Origin of the sequence: Streptosporangium brasiliense (assembly GCF_030811595.1) — a bacterium.
GTDB lineage: Bacteria > Actinomycetota > Actinomycetes > Streptosporangiales > Streptosporangiaceae > Streptosporangium > Streptosporangium brasiliense.
The window spans coordinates 255,984-270,831 of record NZ_JAUSRB010000002.1; the positions used below are offsets into that span (position 1 = coordinate 255,984).

The window sequence follows — 14,848 nt, forward strand, 5'->3', positions numbered from 1 at the left end:
CGGCTACCCCTCCGCCGGGCGCGCGTCGAACGTACCGAACCTGACCCGCACCGCCGCGTCGCCGTCCGGTGCGGCGTGCACGCCGATCTTCCCCGGGCCGTAGGGACTGCCGTCGACGGCCTGCCCGGCCATGACCTCGTTGACCCACACGCGCAGGGCGAGCGCCGATCCGTCAGGCCGGCATTCGGCGATGATCCGGTTGTCGGCCGACTTCTTGATGTCCGCGTTCCTGGCGGGGCCGTACAGGGCGGTGACCTTCTGCCCCGCCCGCCGCTTGATGATCGAGACCGTGCCGGAGCCGCTGACCGTGAACTCGTAGCGGTCGCCGCCGGAGTCGCCCCGGCACCAGACGCCGAACTCTCCCGTCCCCCCGGCCAGCCGCGCCGAGCTGCTGATGACCACTCCGCCCTCGGGCTCGTCCGGCGCGGGCGCCGACTTCCACAGCCGCCAGCCCGGGTTCACGGTCAGCAGGTAGGACCCGCCGGTGACCTCCGCGCGCCCGGCGTCGGTGGCGCCCACCGACCAGGAGTGGTCCGCGCCGCCGAAGTCGGCGTGGAAGGGCCACGTCCCGCCGGGGCGTCCCACGGCCCACCACGCCACCGCCCCGGCCGCCACCGCCACCGCCGCGACGGCCAGAGCGGCGAGCAGCCGCCTGCGCCGCCCGCTCCGGGCGGGGTGCCCCGGGCCCTGCTCAGCCGCCCCGGGTGCCCTGGCCGTCCCGGACCCCCCGGCCGTCCCGGGCATCTCGGACACCCCAGCCGTCCCGGGCACCCCAGCCGTCCCGGACATCCCGGGCACCCCGGCCGTCCCGGGCAGCGGGCCGAGATCGCGGCCCCCGGCCGCGCCCGGCCTCGACGGCCCGGACGTGCCGTGCGGGCGGGCCGACCAGGTCTGCCCGGCCGGGGCCGGCGGGTGGCCCGTCCAGGTCCGCTCGACCACCTGGGTGGCCGTCGCCGGTGTCATGTCCCGGCCGCCGACCAGCTCGCCGAGCAGGTCGCGGGCGCTCGGCCGGCCGGCCGGATCCTTGGCCATGGCCCACTCGACGAAGCCGCGCAGCCGCCCGTCCAGGCCGTCGAGATGCGGCCCCTCGTTGACGATCCGGTAGAGCACCTCCGCGGGCGCCCCGCCGCCGAACGGCAGCCGCCCGGTCCCCGCGAACGCGATCACACCGCCCCAGGCGTAGATGTCGGCCGCCGGGGTGAGCGCCTCCCCGCGCACCTGCTCGGGGGCCATGAACGCCGGCGTCCCCACGACCGCCTGGCTGACCAGGCTGTCCCCGTCGACCAGTTTCGCTATCCCGAAGTCGATCACTCGGGGGCCCAGCGGCGAGAGCAGCACGTTCGACGGCTTGAGGTCCCGGTGGATCACTCCCGCCCCGTGGATGGCGTTCAGCGCGACCGCGATGCCGACCGCGAGGGCCTCCAGGTCGGACCCGGCCATCGGCCCCTGGTCCCGTACGGCCTGCGCCAGGTCGGGGCCCTTGACGTATTCGGTGACGAGGTAGGCCACGTCCCCGTCGAGCCCGGCGTCCAGCACGGGGGCCGTGCAGAATCGGGCCACCAGGCGGGCGGCGGCGACCTCTCGTTCGAACCGCCGCCGGAAGACGGGGTCGCGAGCCAGCTCCGGATTGATCACCTTCACCGCGGCCAGGCCGCCGGTCGGGGTGGTGGCGAGATGCACGGTGCCCATGCCGCCGCGCCCGAGCACGCGCCGGAGCAGGTAGCCGCCGATCACCTGCGACTCGCCCGGTGCGGCCCATTCCGAAGGATTCATCGGAGTCAGCGTAGCTTTACGGCCTTCTGCACACTTTCCGGTATCCCCGCCGCGCCGCCGGGAGGGCCGCCGTCAGTCCCGGTCGATGGTGCTCATCAGGAACTCCGGATAGCGCTCGCCCGAGGCGGTCCCCGGCGCCTCCAGCGCCTCCGCCTCCCCGGGGGTGAGCGCGAGACCCGCCGCCGAGGCGTTCTCCGCAACGCGGGAGGCCCGCCTGGTCCCCGGGATCGTCACGACGTCCTCGCCCCGCGACAGCACCCAGGCCAGGGCGAGCTGGGCCGGGGTGACGCCCTTGGCGGCGGCGAGCTCGGCCACGGCGGCGGCCAGAGCCTGGTTCCGGGTGAGGTTCTCCCCCTGGAAGCGCAGGTCGGCCCGTCGGATGTGGGCGGGGCCGCCGTCGATCCCCATCCCGCCGGGGCCGCGCACGCTCCCGGTCCTGGTGGCCAGCACGGCCTGCGCCCGTCTCCCCTGGAGGGCCCTGCCGACGATCTCCTCGCTCGACCCGCCGCCGTAGAAGTCGGCGGTGTCGAGCAGGGTGACGCCCAGGTCGAGCGCCCGGTGGATCGCGTGGACGGACTCGCTCTCGTCGGCCGGGCCGTACGAGCCGCCCATGCCCATCGTGCCGAGACCGACCGCGCCGACCTCCAGGGTCCCAAGCTTCCTCATGACTGGCTCCGTTCCGTTTGCCGTCTATCGACAGGCATACACTAACCGGCTAATCATTAGCCGTCAATTCATTAGCCGACCAGCTATCATCGGAAGGTGACCGAGATCCTTGATCTGATGACCACGACCCACAAGGCCCTGCGCTCCGTCGCCGAGGAGTCGATGCGCCGCCACGGCCTCCACCTGGGCCAGAACCTGGTGCTGGCCGCCCTGTGGGAGCAGGACGGCCGCACCCCGGGCGAGCTCGCCGCCCTGCTGAACGTCACCACCCCCACCGTGGTGAAGATGGCCACCCGCATGAGCGCCTCGGACCTGCTGGTCCGGCGCCGCGACGACGCCGACAACCGCCTGGTCCGGCTCTATCTCACCGACCGGGGACGGGCCCTTCAGGGGCCGGTCACCAGCGACCGGGAGTCGCTCGAACGCCACATCACCCGGGGCCTGACCGACGACGAACTGCGCGCCCTGACCTCCGCCCTCGGCAAGGTCCGCGAGAACGCCAGGTCACTCGGCGCTCCCCCGCTCGACCACACGGCCGAAGCCTGACCTCACGGGCCGACCGGCGGGTGAGGTCGCCCGCCACCTCCACGGGACCACCGCTCCGGCTGGACCACGCCGGCCGCACCTCACCGGTGGGCGTCGGGGACGAGGACGACCTTGCCTGTCGTCGCCCGTGACTCCAGGGCGGCGTGCGCCGCGGCCGCCTGTGACAGGGGGAAGGTCTGGAAGGCGGGCAGCATGCTCCCGTCGGCAGCCGCCGCGAGCGCGCGAGCCTCGTCGGCGGGCCTGTCCTGACCCTCCAGCAGCAGCATCAGCGCGTCGACGAAACGCACGCCGCGCTCCTTCAGCTCCGCCTCATCGGGCCGGAACCCCTCCCGCGAGGCCGCGCCGATGGTGACGTAGCGCCCTCCCTCGGCCAGCAGTCCGAAGGCGGCGCGCCCCTTGTCGCCCTGGACACCGTCCAGCACGACCGTGACGCCACGCCCGCCCAAGGCGTCGCGGACGGTGTCCGCCCAGTCCGGCAGGTTGTAGTCGACGGCGATGTCGGCTCCGAGCTCTCGCACGTCCGCCGTCTTCGCCGCTCCGCCCGCCGCGCCGATGACCGTGGCGCCGACGCGGCGAGCGGACTGGACGGCCAGACGGCCGATACCGCCGGCCGCGGAGGTGATCAGGACCACGTCGTCGGAGGTGAGATCGGCGATGTCGAGCAGGCCGACGGTGGTGGTGCCGGTGACGACCATGGTGACGGCGGCCTCGTACCCCAGTCCGGCCGGAATCCGGTGCAGGGACGAGACGTCGGCGACGGCGAGCTCGGCGTAGCCTCCCGGCCCACCCCGTGCGGTCACCACCTCGGCGCCGATCCAGGTCTCGTCCACGTCCGGCCCGACCGACTCGACGACACCGGCCACCTCTCCCCCGAAGATCGCCGGGAGTTCGGGAAGCGGCGGACCGATCTCCAGCCCTTCCCGCATCGCTGTCTCGATCTGGTGGACTCCCGCGGCCCGCACCGAGACGCGGACCTCGCCCGGCCCCGGTACGGGATCGGGCACGGTCTCGTAGCGGAGGTTCTCAGCGGGCCCGAACACGTGCAGCACGACGGCGCGCATGACCGTTCCTTCCGGTAGATCTACTGAAGAACCCCCACTCTGTGACCTCAACTTAACTTGAGGTCAAATCTCGCGCCGGGCGCCGTGCGCCGTGCCCCGGCATCGCCCGGCCCCGCCCACTTATGCGGTCCTGTGCCGCCGGTAGTAGCGCGCGACACGGACACGGTTGCCGCAGCGATCGGCCGAGCACCAGCGGCGGCACGGATGGGCGGACAGGAACAGCATCACGCAGTCCTCGGCCTCGCACTGGCGGACATGCATGACCGCCGGGTCGGCCGGCAGGTCGGCGGCGGCCTCGGCGAGCTCCGCCGTCCCGCATGCCGCGTCGGGGAGCCGATCGGCCTGCAGCCCCAGCCAGGCAAGCAGATCGGCGGGGGTGGCGAGCAAGTCGCCGACGGCGGGCCTGGTGTTGACCAGATCCAGGGCCAGGGGCTCACCGGTCAGGGGAATGAGATCACCCATAATTCTAATGGCACATTACCCCATTGACGCATTAGATTCCAGCTCGCTATAACTAATGCATAATCCCGCTCAGGTGGCATGTTAAGTGACTGTCCCGGCTATCGCCCGCACCATCCACCGCCACATCGACGTCGACGGAGTGAAGGTCTTCTACCGCGAGTCGATCCCGGACCGGTCCGACGCGCCGGTGCTCCTGCTGCTGCACGGCTTCCCTTCGGCCTCGCACCAGTTCCGCCGGCTCATCGACGTCCTCGGCACCCGCTACCGGCTCATCGCCCCGGACTACCCCGGATTCGGGCACACCCAGGCGCCGGACGACTTCACCTACAGCTTCGACCGACTCGCCGACGTCACCGAGGGCTTCATCCAGCTGCTCGGCCTGTCCCGCTTCGTGATGTACGTCTTCGACTTCGGTGCACCGGTGGGCTTCCGGATCGCGCAGCGGCACCCCGAATGGATCGCCGGCCTGGTCGTGCAGAACGGCAACGCCTACACCGAGGGCCTGTCGGCCGGCGCCCGCGACTTCATCGCGCTGCGACCCGAGACCGAGGGCGCCGAGAACACCGTCCGCGACCTGCTGACCCTGCCCGGCACACGCGGCCAGTACGAAAGCGGCGCCGGCAACCCCGAGCTCATCGCACCGGAGGGCTGGACACTCGACCAGCACTTCCTCGACCAGCCCGGGCGCAAGCAGGCCCAGGTCACACTGGCCTTCGACTACCACACCAACCTCGAGCGCTACGACCAGTGGCAGGCATGGCTGCGCAAGCACACCCCGCCCGCGCTCATCACCTGGGGCAGCAACGACCCCTTCTTCCCCGAGCCCGGCGCCCGCGCCTACCTGCGCGACCTTCCGGACGCCGAGCTGCACCTGTTCGACACCGGACATTTCGCTCTGGAGGAGAATCTGCCCGACATCGCCCCGCTCATCGCCGGTTTCCTCGACCGCGTCTGGGCCTGAGCCGGACCCCGCACGAGAAAAGGCGCGACCATGTACGCCTCACCAGCAGTCCGGCGGCCGTTTCTGGGGCTGGCCGCCCTGTTCACCGCCGCGTTCACGACCATCACCACCGAGACCCTGCCGATGGGCCTGCTGCCGGCGATGAGCCGGGACCTGGAGGTGACCCAGTCGTGGATCGGCCTGCTGGTCGGGGCCTACGCCCTGCTCATCATGATCGTGACGCTGCCCCTGGTCGCGCTCACCTCACGGTGGCCCCGCCGCAGGCTGCTGGTCGTCATCATGGCGGCCTTCGCGGTCGGCAACCTGCTCATGGCCGTCGCCCCGAACTACCCGGTGGCCGTGGCAGCCCGGCTCATCGCCGGCCTCGGGCACGGCGTGCTGTGGTCGGCGATGGCCTCCTACGCCACCCGGCTGGTCACGGCCGACAGGGCGGGCCGCGCGGTGGCCGTGGTGTTCGCCGCCAACTCCGCCGCGCTGACCCTGGGCGTCCCGCTCGGCACGGTCATCGGCGACGCCGCCGGCTGGCGGATCCCGTTCGCCATACTGGCCGCGATCGCCCTGCTCCTCGTCGCCGCGGCGCCCGTCACCCTGCCCGACATCCCCGGCGACTCCGCGACCTCACCCGGAGTCGGACGCGCCGCGCGCATCCCCGGCGTGAGAGGCGTGCTGGTCATCACCGCGCTGGTGATGACGGGACACTTCGTCCTGCACACCTACGTCGTGCCGGTCCTGGTGCGGGCCGGGGTCCCCGAACGCGGCGTCGGTCCGGCGCTGTTCGCTTTCGGCCTGGCCGGGATCGCCGGAACAGTGGCGGCGGGCGCCGCCGCCGACCGCCCGTCCCGAACGGTACTGCCGGCCGCGCTCGGCCTGATGACGGTGTCGGTGGCGGCACTCGCCCTGGCCCGAGGGGGCCTGGCCGTCGCGGCCACCGCGTTCTGGGGGGCGGCCTACGCCGCGCTGCCCATCCTGCTGCAGACAGCGGTGCTCAAGGTCGCCCGGCACGCGCAGACCGGCGCCTCGGCACTGTTCATCATCACCTTCAACGTCAGCATCGCCGCCGGCTCGATCATCGGAGGGCAGCTGCTCACCGTCTCCGGCCCGTGGTCACTGCCGGCGGTCACGGCCGTGCTCGCCGCAGCCGCCTGCGCGACCGCGGCACGGCGGTCCACGCGACGGCTCCCGCCCGGACCGGCCGAGCCCGTGGAACAGCCTGCCTGAACCCGACGACCAGGACTCCGGCCCACCTGCCAACAGCCAGAACCCAGACCCCGCAGTGGGCGATCAGCGCGTACGCGGCCGGCGATCACCGCGCAGCACGGCGCCGGCATGCCGATGTCCACCGGTCTCGAAGACCAGCTCAGCCGACGGCGTGTCCGGCCCGGGCGCGGCCCGGACGGGCCGCCAGGAGTCGGTGCCGGTCTTGTCCAGCCCCACCTCCGACAGGGCACAGAACATGAATGACACACTCTCCATGGATCCGCTGCTGGGCAGCCCGCAGGCCCGACAGACCGAAGGGCGGCCGGGTCGGCGATGACGCCGACCCGACCGCCCTTGGACGATCTGTCCCGCACGCTCGGGCGCGGGACGGGGGTGGAGGTGGCGGGAATCGAACCCGCGTCCTTCAACTCCAAGACAGGGCTTCTCCGGGTGCAGCCTGCTGTGCTTTTCTCAGCCCCGGCGTTCACACAGGCAAGACGCCGACGGGCTCAGCCACTGTTTGATTTCCCGATCTTCCCCGTGGCCGGGTCGATCGGTTGAGCCTCCTAGCGATGCCGGATCCGGGCCGGAGGCGCTCCCGGGCCGGCAGAGGTCACTCGCTGCTTAGGCGGCGAGGGCCAGGCGAGCCTGGCTGACCTCAGAGTGCGTCTTATTGGCACTTGTTGGTCGCGGTCACAGTGTTAACGAGGTTATGTCCGCAGTCCTCGACCCGCTTCTCCTGACTTGCAAAGCCAAAGTCGAAACCAGTCACCCCCCTGTTGAATTGTCAACCCGGCTCCGAAGAACCGAGCCATCCGAAGATACCTGTTACAACGCGGGTAACGCCAACTCAATTCCCGTCCGGCGGGCCCGGCAGGTCCGGCGGGGCCGGAGATGCCGAAACCCCGGGAGCGCGGGACTGTCGCACGCGCCCCCGGGGCCGACCGGCAGGGTCGAGCCGGTCCGGACGGCAGGGCCTCCCCCGAGACGGGGCCCTGATCTCATCGCGGCGACTGAGCCCGCAACCCCCCAAGCGGTGCCCAGTCACTTAGAAGGACGCACACAGGGCACGCGATGGTTGCTCGACGTGAGGAGAATATTCCGCTGGGTCACAGGCGGCACGCGCAGGCCCTGCGCGGACCGTCACAAGCGGCGCGCACAGATCATCCACGGCCCCGTCACAGGCGGCGCGCACAGGCCCCGCGGCCCCGTCACAGGCGGCGCGCACAGACCATGCGCGGCCCCTCGTCACGGCACGCGCAGGCCCTGCGCGGTCCCCGTCACAGGCCCGCGTGCAGCCCCTGGAAGAACCGTCCGGCGATGGCCGCCCCCGCCGTGGGGTCGGAGCTCTCGGCCAGCACCGCCACCGCCACGTCCTCCTGCCAGCCGGTGAACCAGGCCATCGGCTTGCGGCCCTGCATCACCGAGGCGGTGATGCCGGAGACCGGGTCGCCCGGGGCCGCCGCCGCGCGGGCCGATCCCGAGGTCACGCCGGCGCGCATGAGCGTCTTGAGGGTGTCGATCGTCCTGTCGTCGATCTTGATCGGGTCGGGGGCCTTCACCGTCTCGGCCTCGGCCGAGGGATCGGGCGTCTTCGGCTCGGTGACCAGGACGGGCGGGTGCCAGGTGCCGGTGGGAGAGGCGATCGCCCCGGCGACCAGGGCCATGGACAGCGGGCTGACCAGGACGTTCTGCCCGGCGATGGCCTTGGCGGTGGCCGCGTCGTTGATCAGCGGCCGCATCTTGCCGCTGAAGGTCTTCAGCGGCAGGTCCCACTGCGAGCCGATGCCGAACCGGGCGGCGCTGGCCTCCAGCTCCGCGCCGTCGATCCGGCGGGCCAGCGAGGCCAGCGCGGTCACGCAGCCGGTGGCGAAGTTGCCCTTGAGGCTCAGCGTGCTCCCGGCTGGCGGCGAGGCCTGGTGGAACTCGGCGCCGCCGACGGTCCGGTCGACCGGGCAGGCGAGCTTCTGCTTGAGGTTCACCTGGGCCTTGAGCAGTCCCTCGACGGACATGATCGAGAAAAGGCCGCCCGCGCGGAACTTCCCGGCGAGCGCGTGCCGCTCCTGGTGGTATTCCTTCGTGGTGCTGACGGCCAGCACGTTGCCGGTCGAGGCCTGGACCGCGACCAGCATGGCGGGCAGGCCGCCGCCGAGCAGCGCGGTGTCGGCGACCTTCTGGATGGGCCGGTCGAGGGTGGTGCGCACCGAGGCGGTGGACCGGTTGGGCCGCCACTTGCGCAGCTCGGCGACCGGCTTCAGCGTCTTGAGGTCCAGGGTGATCACACGGGTCTCGGTCGAGCCGGTGAGGTATTCCTGGTAGGCCTTCTGCAGCCCGCTCCGGCCGACCGTGTCTCCGGCCCGCTGCGGCCCGCCGAGCTGCTGCTCGGTCTCCGGGGTGACGGCGGTGACGGTGCCGACGATCTGGGCGGGCGAGGCGGGGGCGAGCGGCAGCGGCTCGGCGGTCATCTTGATGCCGGGGATAGCGTCGAGCTGCTGGCGGAGCTGGGCGTATTTGGTACGGCCGAAGGTGACCAGCGGCACCTGGACGTTGGGGATCGCCGACCGGATCCTGCTCAGCAGGCGGTCCTGCGGGAATCCCGTGATCTTGGAGAGCTCCCGGCAGACGGCGACCTCGTCCTTCAGCAGGGACGGGATGACGTTGGCCACGTAAAGCGTCTGCTCGTCCTGGAGCGGGTCGTTGTTGCGGTCGAGGATCGGCTGGCGCCCCTGGGGTGTGACATCCACGGCGAACCGCTGGCCCTCCTGGAGCTGGGGGTGGAGCACGCTGGGCGACCAGTGCACCTTCCAGTGGCCATCCACCAGGCGGAGCGGGAGCTTGCCGGTGTATTCCCAGAGGGGGTTGTTCTCCCCCAGGTCGACCTCGGCCTCGAAGTCGGCCTCGGTCTGCTCCCCCGCGCCCCGGATCCCCTTGAGCTTGAAGCGGAACGAGGCCGCGTCGAGATGGATCTTGGCGTCCTGCAGGGCCTGGCGGACCGCCTTCTGGTCCCCGTCGGTGCGCCGGGCGGCCATGGCGTAGTCGCCTGTCTGCCAGCCGACCAGGAAGTCGCGCACCGCCTCATGGGCCGACGGCTCCTCGAAACACGCGGACAGCATGGGGGCCGTCGCCGCCAGCACGAGCGCCGCGGCAACGGTCCGCCGAGCCTTCCCCGTCACGATTACCTGTTCCTGTACCTCAGCGAGCGGGCCATCTCACGCTTGGCCTGCTTCTCGGCCAGCGTCTGCCGCTTGTCCCAGTCTTTCTTGCCCTTCGCAAGGCCAATCTCGATCTTGGCCTTGCCGTCCTTGAAGTAGATCGCGAGCGGCACCAGGGTGAGGCCGCCCTCCTTGGTCTTCGAGACCAGCTTGTCGATCTCCTTACGGTGCAGCAGCAGCTTTCGGGTGCGACGCGCCGCGTGGTTCGTCCACGTCCCCATGGTGTATTCGGGGATGTGGACGTTGATCAACCAGGCCTCGCCGTCCTTGATGACCGCATAACCGTCGATGAGGGAGGCGCGGCCAAGGCGCAGCGACTTGACCTCGGTGCCCTGCAGCACGAGACCAGCTTCGTAGGTGTCCTCGATGTGGTAGTCGTGCCAGGCACGCTTGTTCTGGGCGATGACCTTCCGCCCGGTCTCACGTGGCATGCCCACGAGCCTACCGGGGACCGGGGCGGTGAACCGCGCCGGAGAGCGGGAGGGCGCTCAGCGAGCGAGCCGGAGGCACGGCCGCGTCACACCCGCAGATAGCGGCGGAGCGTGACGAACGAGGCCAGCACACAGATGAGCACACCGATGATCATTGTAAGGGTGATCACCCCGGCCAGGGTCTCCCAGGACAGCTCGCTGTTGTTGAACAGGTAGAGCTGCACCCCGTCGAAGATGAAGACCTTGCTGACGATCAGCAGCACCGCCGCCACCACGCCGCCGATCAGACCGGCGATGACCCCCTCCATCACGAACGGGAGCTGGATGTAGAGGTTGGAGGCGCCGACCAGGCGCATGATCCCGGTCTCGCGCCTGCGGTTGTAGGCCGACAGGCGGACCGTGTTGCCGATCAGCAGCGTGGCCGCGAAGACCAGGACGATCGCGATCACCAGGGCCGCCCAGCGGAGCTTCTCCAGCAGTCCGAAGAACTTCTCCAGGAACGTCTGCTGGTTCACCACGACCGAGACGCCCTTGGCCCCGTTGAGCTGCTGGATCACCGCCTCGTAGGTGTCGGGGTCCTTCAGCTTGACCCGGAACGACTCCGGCATGTCCCCGACCTGGATCGCCGAGAGCATCACGGTGTCGTTCTTGTACTGGGCCTTGAAGTTCTCGTAGGCCTTCGCGGCGTCCTCGAACTCCACGGACTGGACCTGCTGCATGCTCTCGATCTGCGTCTTGAGCGCGGCCTGCTCCTGCTCGTTGACGCCACCGCTGCCCTTGCACTGCGGGAAGGGGTCATTCTTCTTGCACAGGAAGACCGAGACCTCGACCTTGTCCGTCCAGTAGTCCCTCATGCTGGAGATCTGGGAGTTGATCATCAGACCGACGCCCAGCAACGCCATGCCGATGGCCACCGTCACGATGACGGCGATGGTCATCGTGAGGTTACGGCGGAGGCCGATCCAGACCTCGGAGAAGATGAAGTTTGCCCGCATGCTCTTCCTGTCGCTGTCTCTGGTCCTGGTGTCTCAGTACGCCTGGCCGTACACGCCACGCGACTGGTCTCGGACGATCTTTCCGTCCTCCAGTTCCACTACGCGCTTGCGCATGGAGTCGACGATGGCCGCGTCGTGCGTGGCCATGACGACGGTGGTGCCGGTCCGGTTGATCCGGTCGAGCACCTTCATGATGCCGATGCTCGTCGCCGGGTCGATGTTTCCGGTCGGCTCGTCAGCAAGCAGGATCATAGGCCGGTTGACGAAGGCGCGGGCCATCGCGACCCGCTGCTGCTCGCCGCCGGACAGCTCGTCGGGCATCCGGTGGGCCTTGCCCTCCAGGCCGACGAGCTCGACGACCTCGGGCACGACCTTGCGGATGAACCGGCGCGGCTTGCCGATGACCTCCAGCGCGAACGCGACGTTCTCGTAGACGTTCTTGTTCGGCAGGAGCCGGAAGTCCTGGAAGACGCAGCCGATACGGCGGCGCAGGTGCGGGATCTTGAAGTTGGACAGTCGGGCGAGGTCCTTGCCGGCCACGTGGATCGCTCCCGAGTTGGGGCGCTCCTCCTTCAGGACCAGGCGGAGAAAGGTCGACTTCCCGGACCCCGAAGGGCCGACGAGGAACACGAACTCGCCCTTGTCGACATCGACGCTGACGTGGTCCAACGCGGGCCGGTTCTGGTTCGCGTAGACCTTGGTGACATTATCAAAATGGATCACGGGCGCATCACGGCATGCCAGTCTAGGGGTTAGGACGGTCGCAGGAGTGGCAGAGGTCCACTTCCGCCTCTCGCCGGCCGGGGGGCGCCGGTCTTTACTCTTGATCGACGTTCCGGTTGGCCGGAGCCCAGTCTAGGGGGAAGACTGGCATGGAAAGTCCATAACGGAAACAAAACGATTCGGCGCCCCGTAACGACCACATAAAGTGGTTCTGACCTCGGAGAGGGAGGACATCATGAGCTGTGAGGACCTGGTCTGCGCGGGGTGCGCCCACCCTGTCGCGGAGGGCCGCTGCCCCATGTGCCGCGCCAACCGCGAACGGATGCACCAGCACGGGATGGGCGGGATGACCCCGGCGCTCGTCTCCCTGGCGCTGCTCGCGCTCTTCTTCCTCACCCTCGCCCTCAGGCACCTGACGGGCGCCTGAGGGCTCCGCGAGGACCCCAGGGAGCCGCTGAGGCGCTCTCAGGGCACCCCGACGCGCCCGGGGTGCCCGCCGTCTACTGCTCGGCGCCCGACTCCTGGCGGCGGGTCCACCGGATCTCGGCCTCGATGAACTCGTCGAGGTCGCCGTCGAGCACCGCGCTCGGGTTGCCGGCCTCGGTGCCGGTCCGCAGGTCCTTGACGATCTGGTAGGGGTGCAGCACGTAGTTGCGGATCTGGGTGCCCCACGAGGTGGTGGACTCGCCCCGGATCTCGTTCAGCGCCGCGGCCTCCTCCTGACGCTTGCGCTCCAGCAGCTTGGACTGCAGGACCGCCATCGCGGTCGCCTTGTTCTGCAGCTGGGAGCGCTCGTTCTGGCAGGAGACCACGATGCCGGTGGGCAGGTGGGTCAGGCGGACCGCCGAGTCGGTGGTGTTGACGCCCTGACCGCCGGGGCCGGAGGAGCGGTAGACGTCGACCCGCAGGTCGTCCTCGTTGATGTCGATGTGGTCGGTCGTCTCGACGACCGGGACCACGTCGACGCCGGCGAAGGAGGTCTGGCGGCGGCCCTGGTTGTCGAACGGGCTGATGCGGACCAGCCGGTGGGTGCCGTGCTCGCCGCGGAGCGTGCCGTAGGCGTAGGGCGCCTTCACAGTGAAGGTCGCCGACTTGATCCCGGCCTCCTCGGCGTAGGAGGTCTCGTAGACCTCCGTCGGGTAGCCCTTGCGCTCGGCCCACCGGATGTACATCCGCAGGAGCATCTGCGCCCAGTCGGCCGCGTCGACGCCGCCGGCCTGGGAGTTGATCGTGACGACCGCCTCACGCGCGTCGTATTCGCCCGACAGCAGGGTGCGGACCTCAAGGGCGCCGATGTCGCTCCTGAGGGACTCCAGCTCGCGGTCGGCCTCCTCGCGGGTGTCGGCGTCGTCCTCGGCGGCGGCGAGCTCGTAGAGGACCCCCAGGTCCTCCAGCCGCTGCCCGAGGGACTCGATCCTGTTGACCTCGCCCTGCAGGTAGGAGAGCTTGCTGGTGACCTGCTGGGCCCGCTCCTGGTCGTTCCACAGGTCGGGCGCGGCAGCCTGCTCCCCGAGCTCCTCGATCTGCTTGCGCATCACGCCGAGGTCGAGCACGTCCTGGATGCTGTTGAGCGTGCCGGTAAGCTCGTTGATCTCTTCTGCCGGATCGATGAGTGCCACGTCTGTAAAGGGTACGCGACCGCCGAACCCCATTGTGTACGGCTCCTGCCCCCGCCATGGCTAGCATGGGCCCGCGAGGGGACCATCGGGAGGCGGACGTGCGGGAACGTGGGCGACGGGATCTGCTCGTGCTCGCCCTGAGCCTGGTGACCGCGACCGCGGCGTGCTCGGGCTCCGGCGGCGCCGCACCGGGCCAGAGCCCCCGCGGCACCGGCGTCACCTCGGCCCCCGCCGCCCTGCCCGCGCCCCGGGTCACGCTCGCCGAGGCGGAGAAGGCGCTGGCCGGCATCCTGGGCGCCGAGGGGGTGCTGAGCCGCGCCACACCGCGCCAGGAGGCCGACGCCAGGAACATGGCCGAGCAGACCCGCGACGGCCAGGAGGCCCTCGCCCTGGCCGCCCTCAACAGCTCGCGGGGCGCGCCGCCCCACTACACCTGGGGCAGGCCGCAGCTGCTGGTCCCGCGGGTGCAGCGGAGCCCCTTCTGGTTCGCCGCGATCGTCAGCCGTGTGGACGCGGCGGGCAGCACGCGTCCCGCCGTGCTGACCCTGATCAAATACGGCGGCGAGCGGTGGTACCTCAGCTCCGCCTCCCTGCTGGAGCCCGGCGTGCGGGCGCCGGAGATCGCCAAGGACGCGGAGGGCTACGCCACCGCGCTGGGTTACGAGGACACGAGCGTCGAGATCAGCCCGCGGCTCATGGCGCCGCTGCACGCGACCTCCGCCGAGGAGGGCACCGCGGGATTCACCGCCGGGCTGATCGAGCAGGGCCCGCACACCACCGGCTACGCCGACGAGATCTCGACCAAGCGGCTGGACTACAAGAAGGACGACTGTCTCGGCTACGACTCGATCTTCGCCGCGAGCAACTACCCCGTGCACGCGCTGCGCACGGCCGACGGCGGCGCCATGGTCACATACTCGCTCATCCGGACCACCACCCTGACCTCCAAGGTCGAGCCCTGCGCGGAGATCGTGGTGCCGCCGAGCGCCCGGGGGCTGATCTCCGAGCGCCGCGCCTCCAAGGAGCTGCGCACCGTCGAGACCCAGCAGTACGTGAGCACCGTCCCGGCCAAGAACAGCGGCCGGCCCGCCAAGATCATCGGTTACCTGGGCGGCATCACCAAGGCGTTCGTCTCCTGACGGAGGCGGCCGGGAGAACCCGGTGACCCGTGTGCCCCGGTGACCCGCGTGGCCGGCGGACGC

General features: G+C 70.6%; 15 protein-coding genes and 1 other RNA gene. 5 read left to right on the top strand and 11 right to left on the bottom strand.

What is annotated here, in order from left to right; translation table 11 throughout:
- Nucleotides 1-3: 3 nt before the first annotated feature.
- Nucleotides 4-1,773, bottom strand: coding sequence for a serine/threonine-protein kinase (locus tag J2S55_RS09640; protein WP_306858912.1), 1,770 nt, complete (start codon nt 1,771-1,773; stop codon nt 4-6).
- A gap of 72 nt (nt 1,774-1,845) precedes the next feature.
- Nucleotides 1,846-2,439 (bottom strand): aldo/keto reductase, encoded by a 594-nt coding sequence (locus tag J2S55_RS09645; protein ID WP_306858914.1) that lies wholly within the window; start codon nt 2,437-2,439, stop codon nt 1,846-1,848.
- A gap of 96 nt (nt 2,440-2,535) precedes the next feature.
- Between J2S55_RS09645 and J2S55_RS09650 the strand changes: the two genes are divergently transcribed.
- Nucleotides 2,536-2,985: a MarR family winged helix-turn-helix transcriptional regulator gene (locus J2S55_RS09650; protein ID WP_306858916.1), complete on the top strand. Its 450-nt coding sequence runs from the start codon at nt 2,536-2,538 to the stop codon at nt 2,983-2,985.
- 80 nt (nt 2,986-3,065) lie between these two features.
- Here J2S55_RS09650 and J2S55_RS09655 read toward each other — a convergent pair whose 3' ends face one another.
- Together J2S55_RS09655 and J2S55_RS09660 are read right to left on the bottom strand one after the other, a co-directional pair.
- A complete protein-coding gene (locus J2S55_RS09655) occupies nt 3,066-4,046 on the bottom strand; it encodes a zinc-binding dehydrogenase (protein ID WP_306858918.1) in 981 nt (326 codons plus the stop codon).
- Nucleotides 4,047-4,166: 120 nt separating this feature from the next.
- Nucleotides 4,167-4,508 (bottom strand): CGNR zinc finger domain-containing protein, encoded by a 342-nt coding sequence (locus J2S55_RS09660; protein WP_306858920.1) that lies wholly within the window; start codon nt 4,506-4,508, stop codon nt 4,167-4,169.
- Nucleotides 4,509-4,593: 85 nt separating this feature from the next.
- Here J2S55_RS09660 and J2S55_RS09665 point away from each other — a divergent pair, with 85 nt between their 5' ends.
- Nucleotides 4,594-5,469 (top strand): alpha/beta fold hydrolase, encoded by an 876-nt coding sequence (locus J2S55_RS09665; RefSeq protein WP_306858922.1) that lies wholly within the window; start codon nt 4,594-4,596, stop codon nt 5,467-5,469.
- A gap of 30 nt (nt 5,470-5,499) precedes the next feature.
- A complete protein-coding gene (locus tag J2S55_RS09670) occupies nt 5,500-6,687 on the top strand; it encodes an MFS transporter (RefSeq protein ID WP_306858924.1) in 1,188 nt (395 codons plus the stop codon).
- A 63-nt stretch (nt 6,688-6,750) separates the two neighbouring features.
- Here J2S55_RS09670 and J2S55_RS09675 read toward each other — a convergent pair whose 3' ends face one another.
- The 6 genes from J2S55_RS09675 to ftsE form a co-directional block, all read right to left on the bottom strand.
- Entirely contained in the window at nt 6,751-6,942 is a 192-nt protein-coding gene (locus J2S55_RS09675; RefSeq protein WP_306858926.1) for a hypothetical protein, read from the bottom strand.
- 115 nt (nt 6,943-7,057) lie between these two features.
- Nucleotides 7,058-7,442: a transfer-messenger RNA gene (ssrA, locus tag J2S55_RS09680) on the bottom strand.
- Between the two features lie 504 nt (nt 7,443-7,946).
- Nucleotides 7,947-9,839, bottom strand: a complete 1,893-nt coding sequence (locus J2S55_RS09685) for a penicillin-binding transpeptidase domain-containing protein (protein ID WP_306858928.1) — start codon at nt 9,837-9,839, stop codon at nt 7,947-7,949.
- A 2-nt stretch (nt 9,840-9,841) separates the two neighbouring features.
- Entirely contained in the window at nt 9,842-10,309 is a 468-nt protein-coding gene (gene smpB, locus J2S55_RS09690; RefSeq protein WP_306875276.1) for an SsrA-binding protein SmpB, read from the bottom strand.
- An 86-nt stretch (nt 10,310-10,395) separates the two neighbouring features.
- On the bottom strand, nt 10,396-11,304 hold the full coding sequence (gene ftsX / locus J2S55_RS09695) for a permease-like cell division protein FtsX (RefSeq protein ID WP_306858930.1): 909 nt from the start codon (nt 11,302-11,304) through the stop codon (nt 10,396-10,398).
- 33 nt (nt 11,305-11,337) lie between these two features.
- Nucleotides 11,338-12,027: a cell division ATP-binding protein FtsE gene (ftsE, locus tag J2S55_RS09700; RefSeq protein ID WP_012888192.1), complete on the bottom strand. Its 690-nt coding sequence runs from the start codon at nt 12,025-12,027 to the stop codon at nt 11,338-11,340.
- A gap of 235 nt (nt 12,028-12,262) precedes the next feature.
- On the opposite strand from ftsE, the gene J2S55_RS09705 reads away from it, so the two are divergent.
- The gene (locus J2S55_RS09705; RefSeq protein WP_306858936.1) at nt 12,263-12,454 is read left to right on the top strand and encodes a hypothetical protein; all 192 of its coding nucleotides are present in this window, start codon (nt 12,263-12,265) and stop codon (nt 12,452-12,454) included.
- 73 nt (nt 12,455-12,527) lie between these two features.
- Here the strand turns inward: J2S55_RS09705 and prfB are convergent, their stop codons facing one another.
- Nucleotides 12,528-13,646 carry a peptide chain release factor 2 gene (gene prfB, locus J2S55_RS09710; protein ID WP_306858938.1) on the bottom strand — a complete coding sequence of 373 codons (1,119 nt, stop codon included), beginning with the start codon at nt 13,644-13,646 and terminating at the stop codon, nt 12,528-12,530.
- Nucleotides 13,647-13,744: 98 nt separating this feature from the next.
- Here prfB and J2S55_RS09715 point away from each other — a divergent pair, with 98 nt between their 5' ends.
- Nucleotides 13,745-14,785: a DUF8094 domain-containing protein gene (locus tag J2S55_RS09715; RefSeq protein ID WP_306858940.1), complete on the top strand. Its 1,041-nt coding sequence runs from the start codon at nt 13,745-13,747 to the stop codon at nt 14,783-14,785.
- Nucleotides 14,786-14,848: the final 63 nt, after the last annotated feature.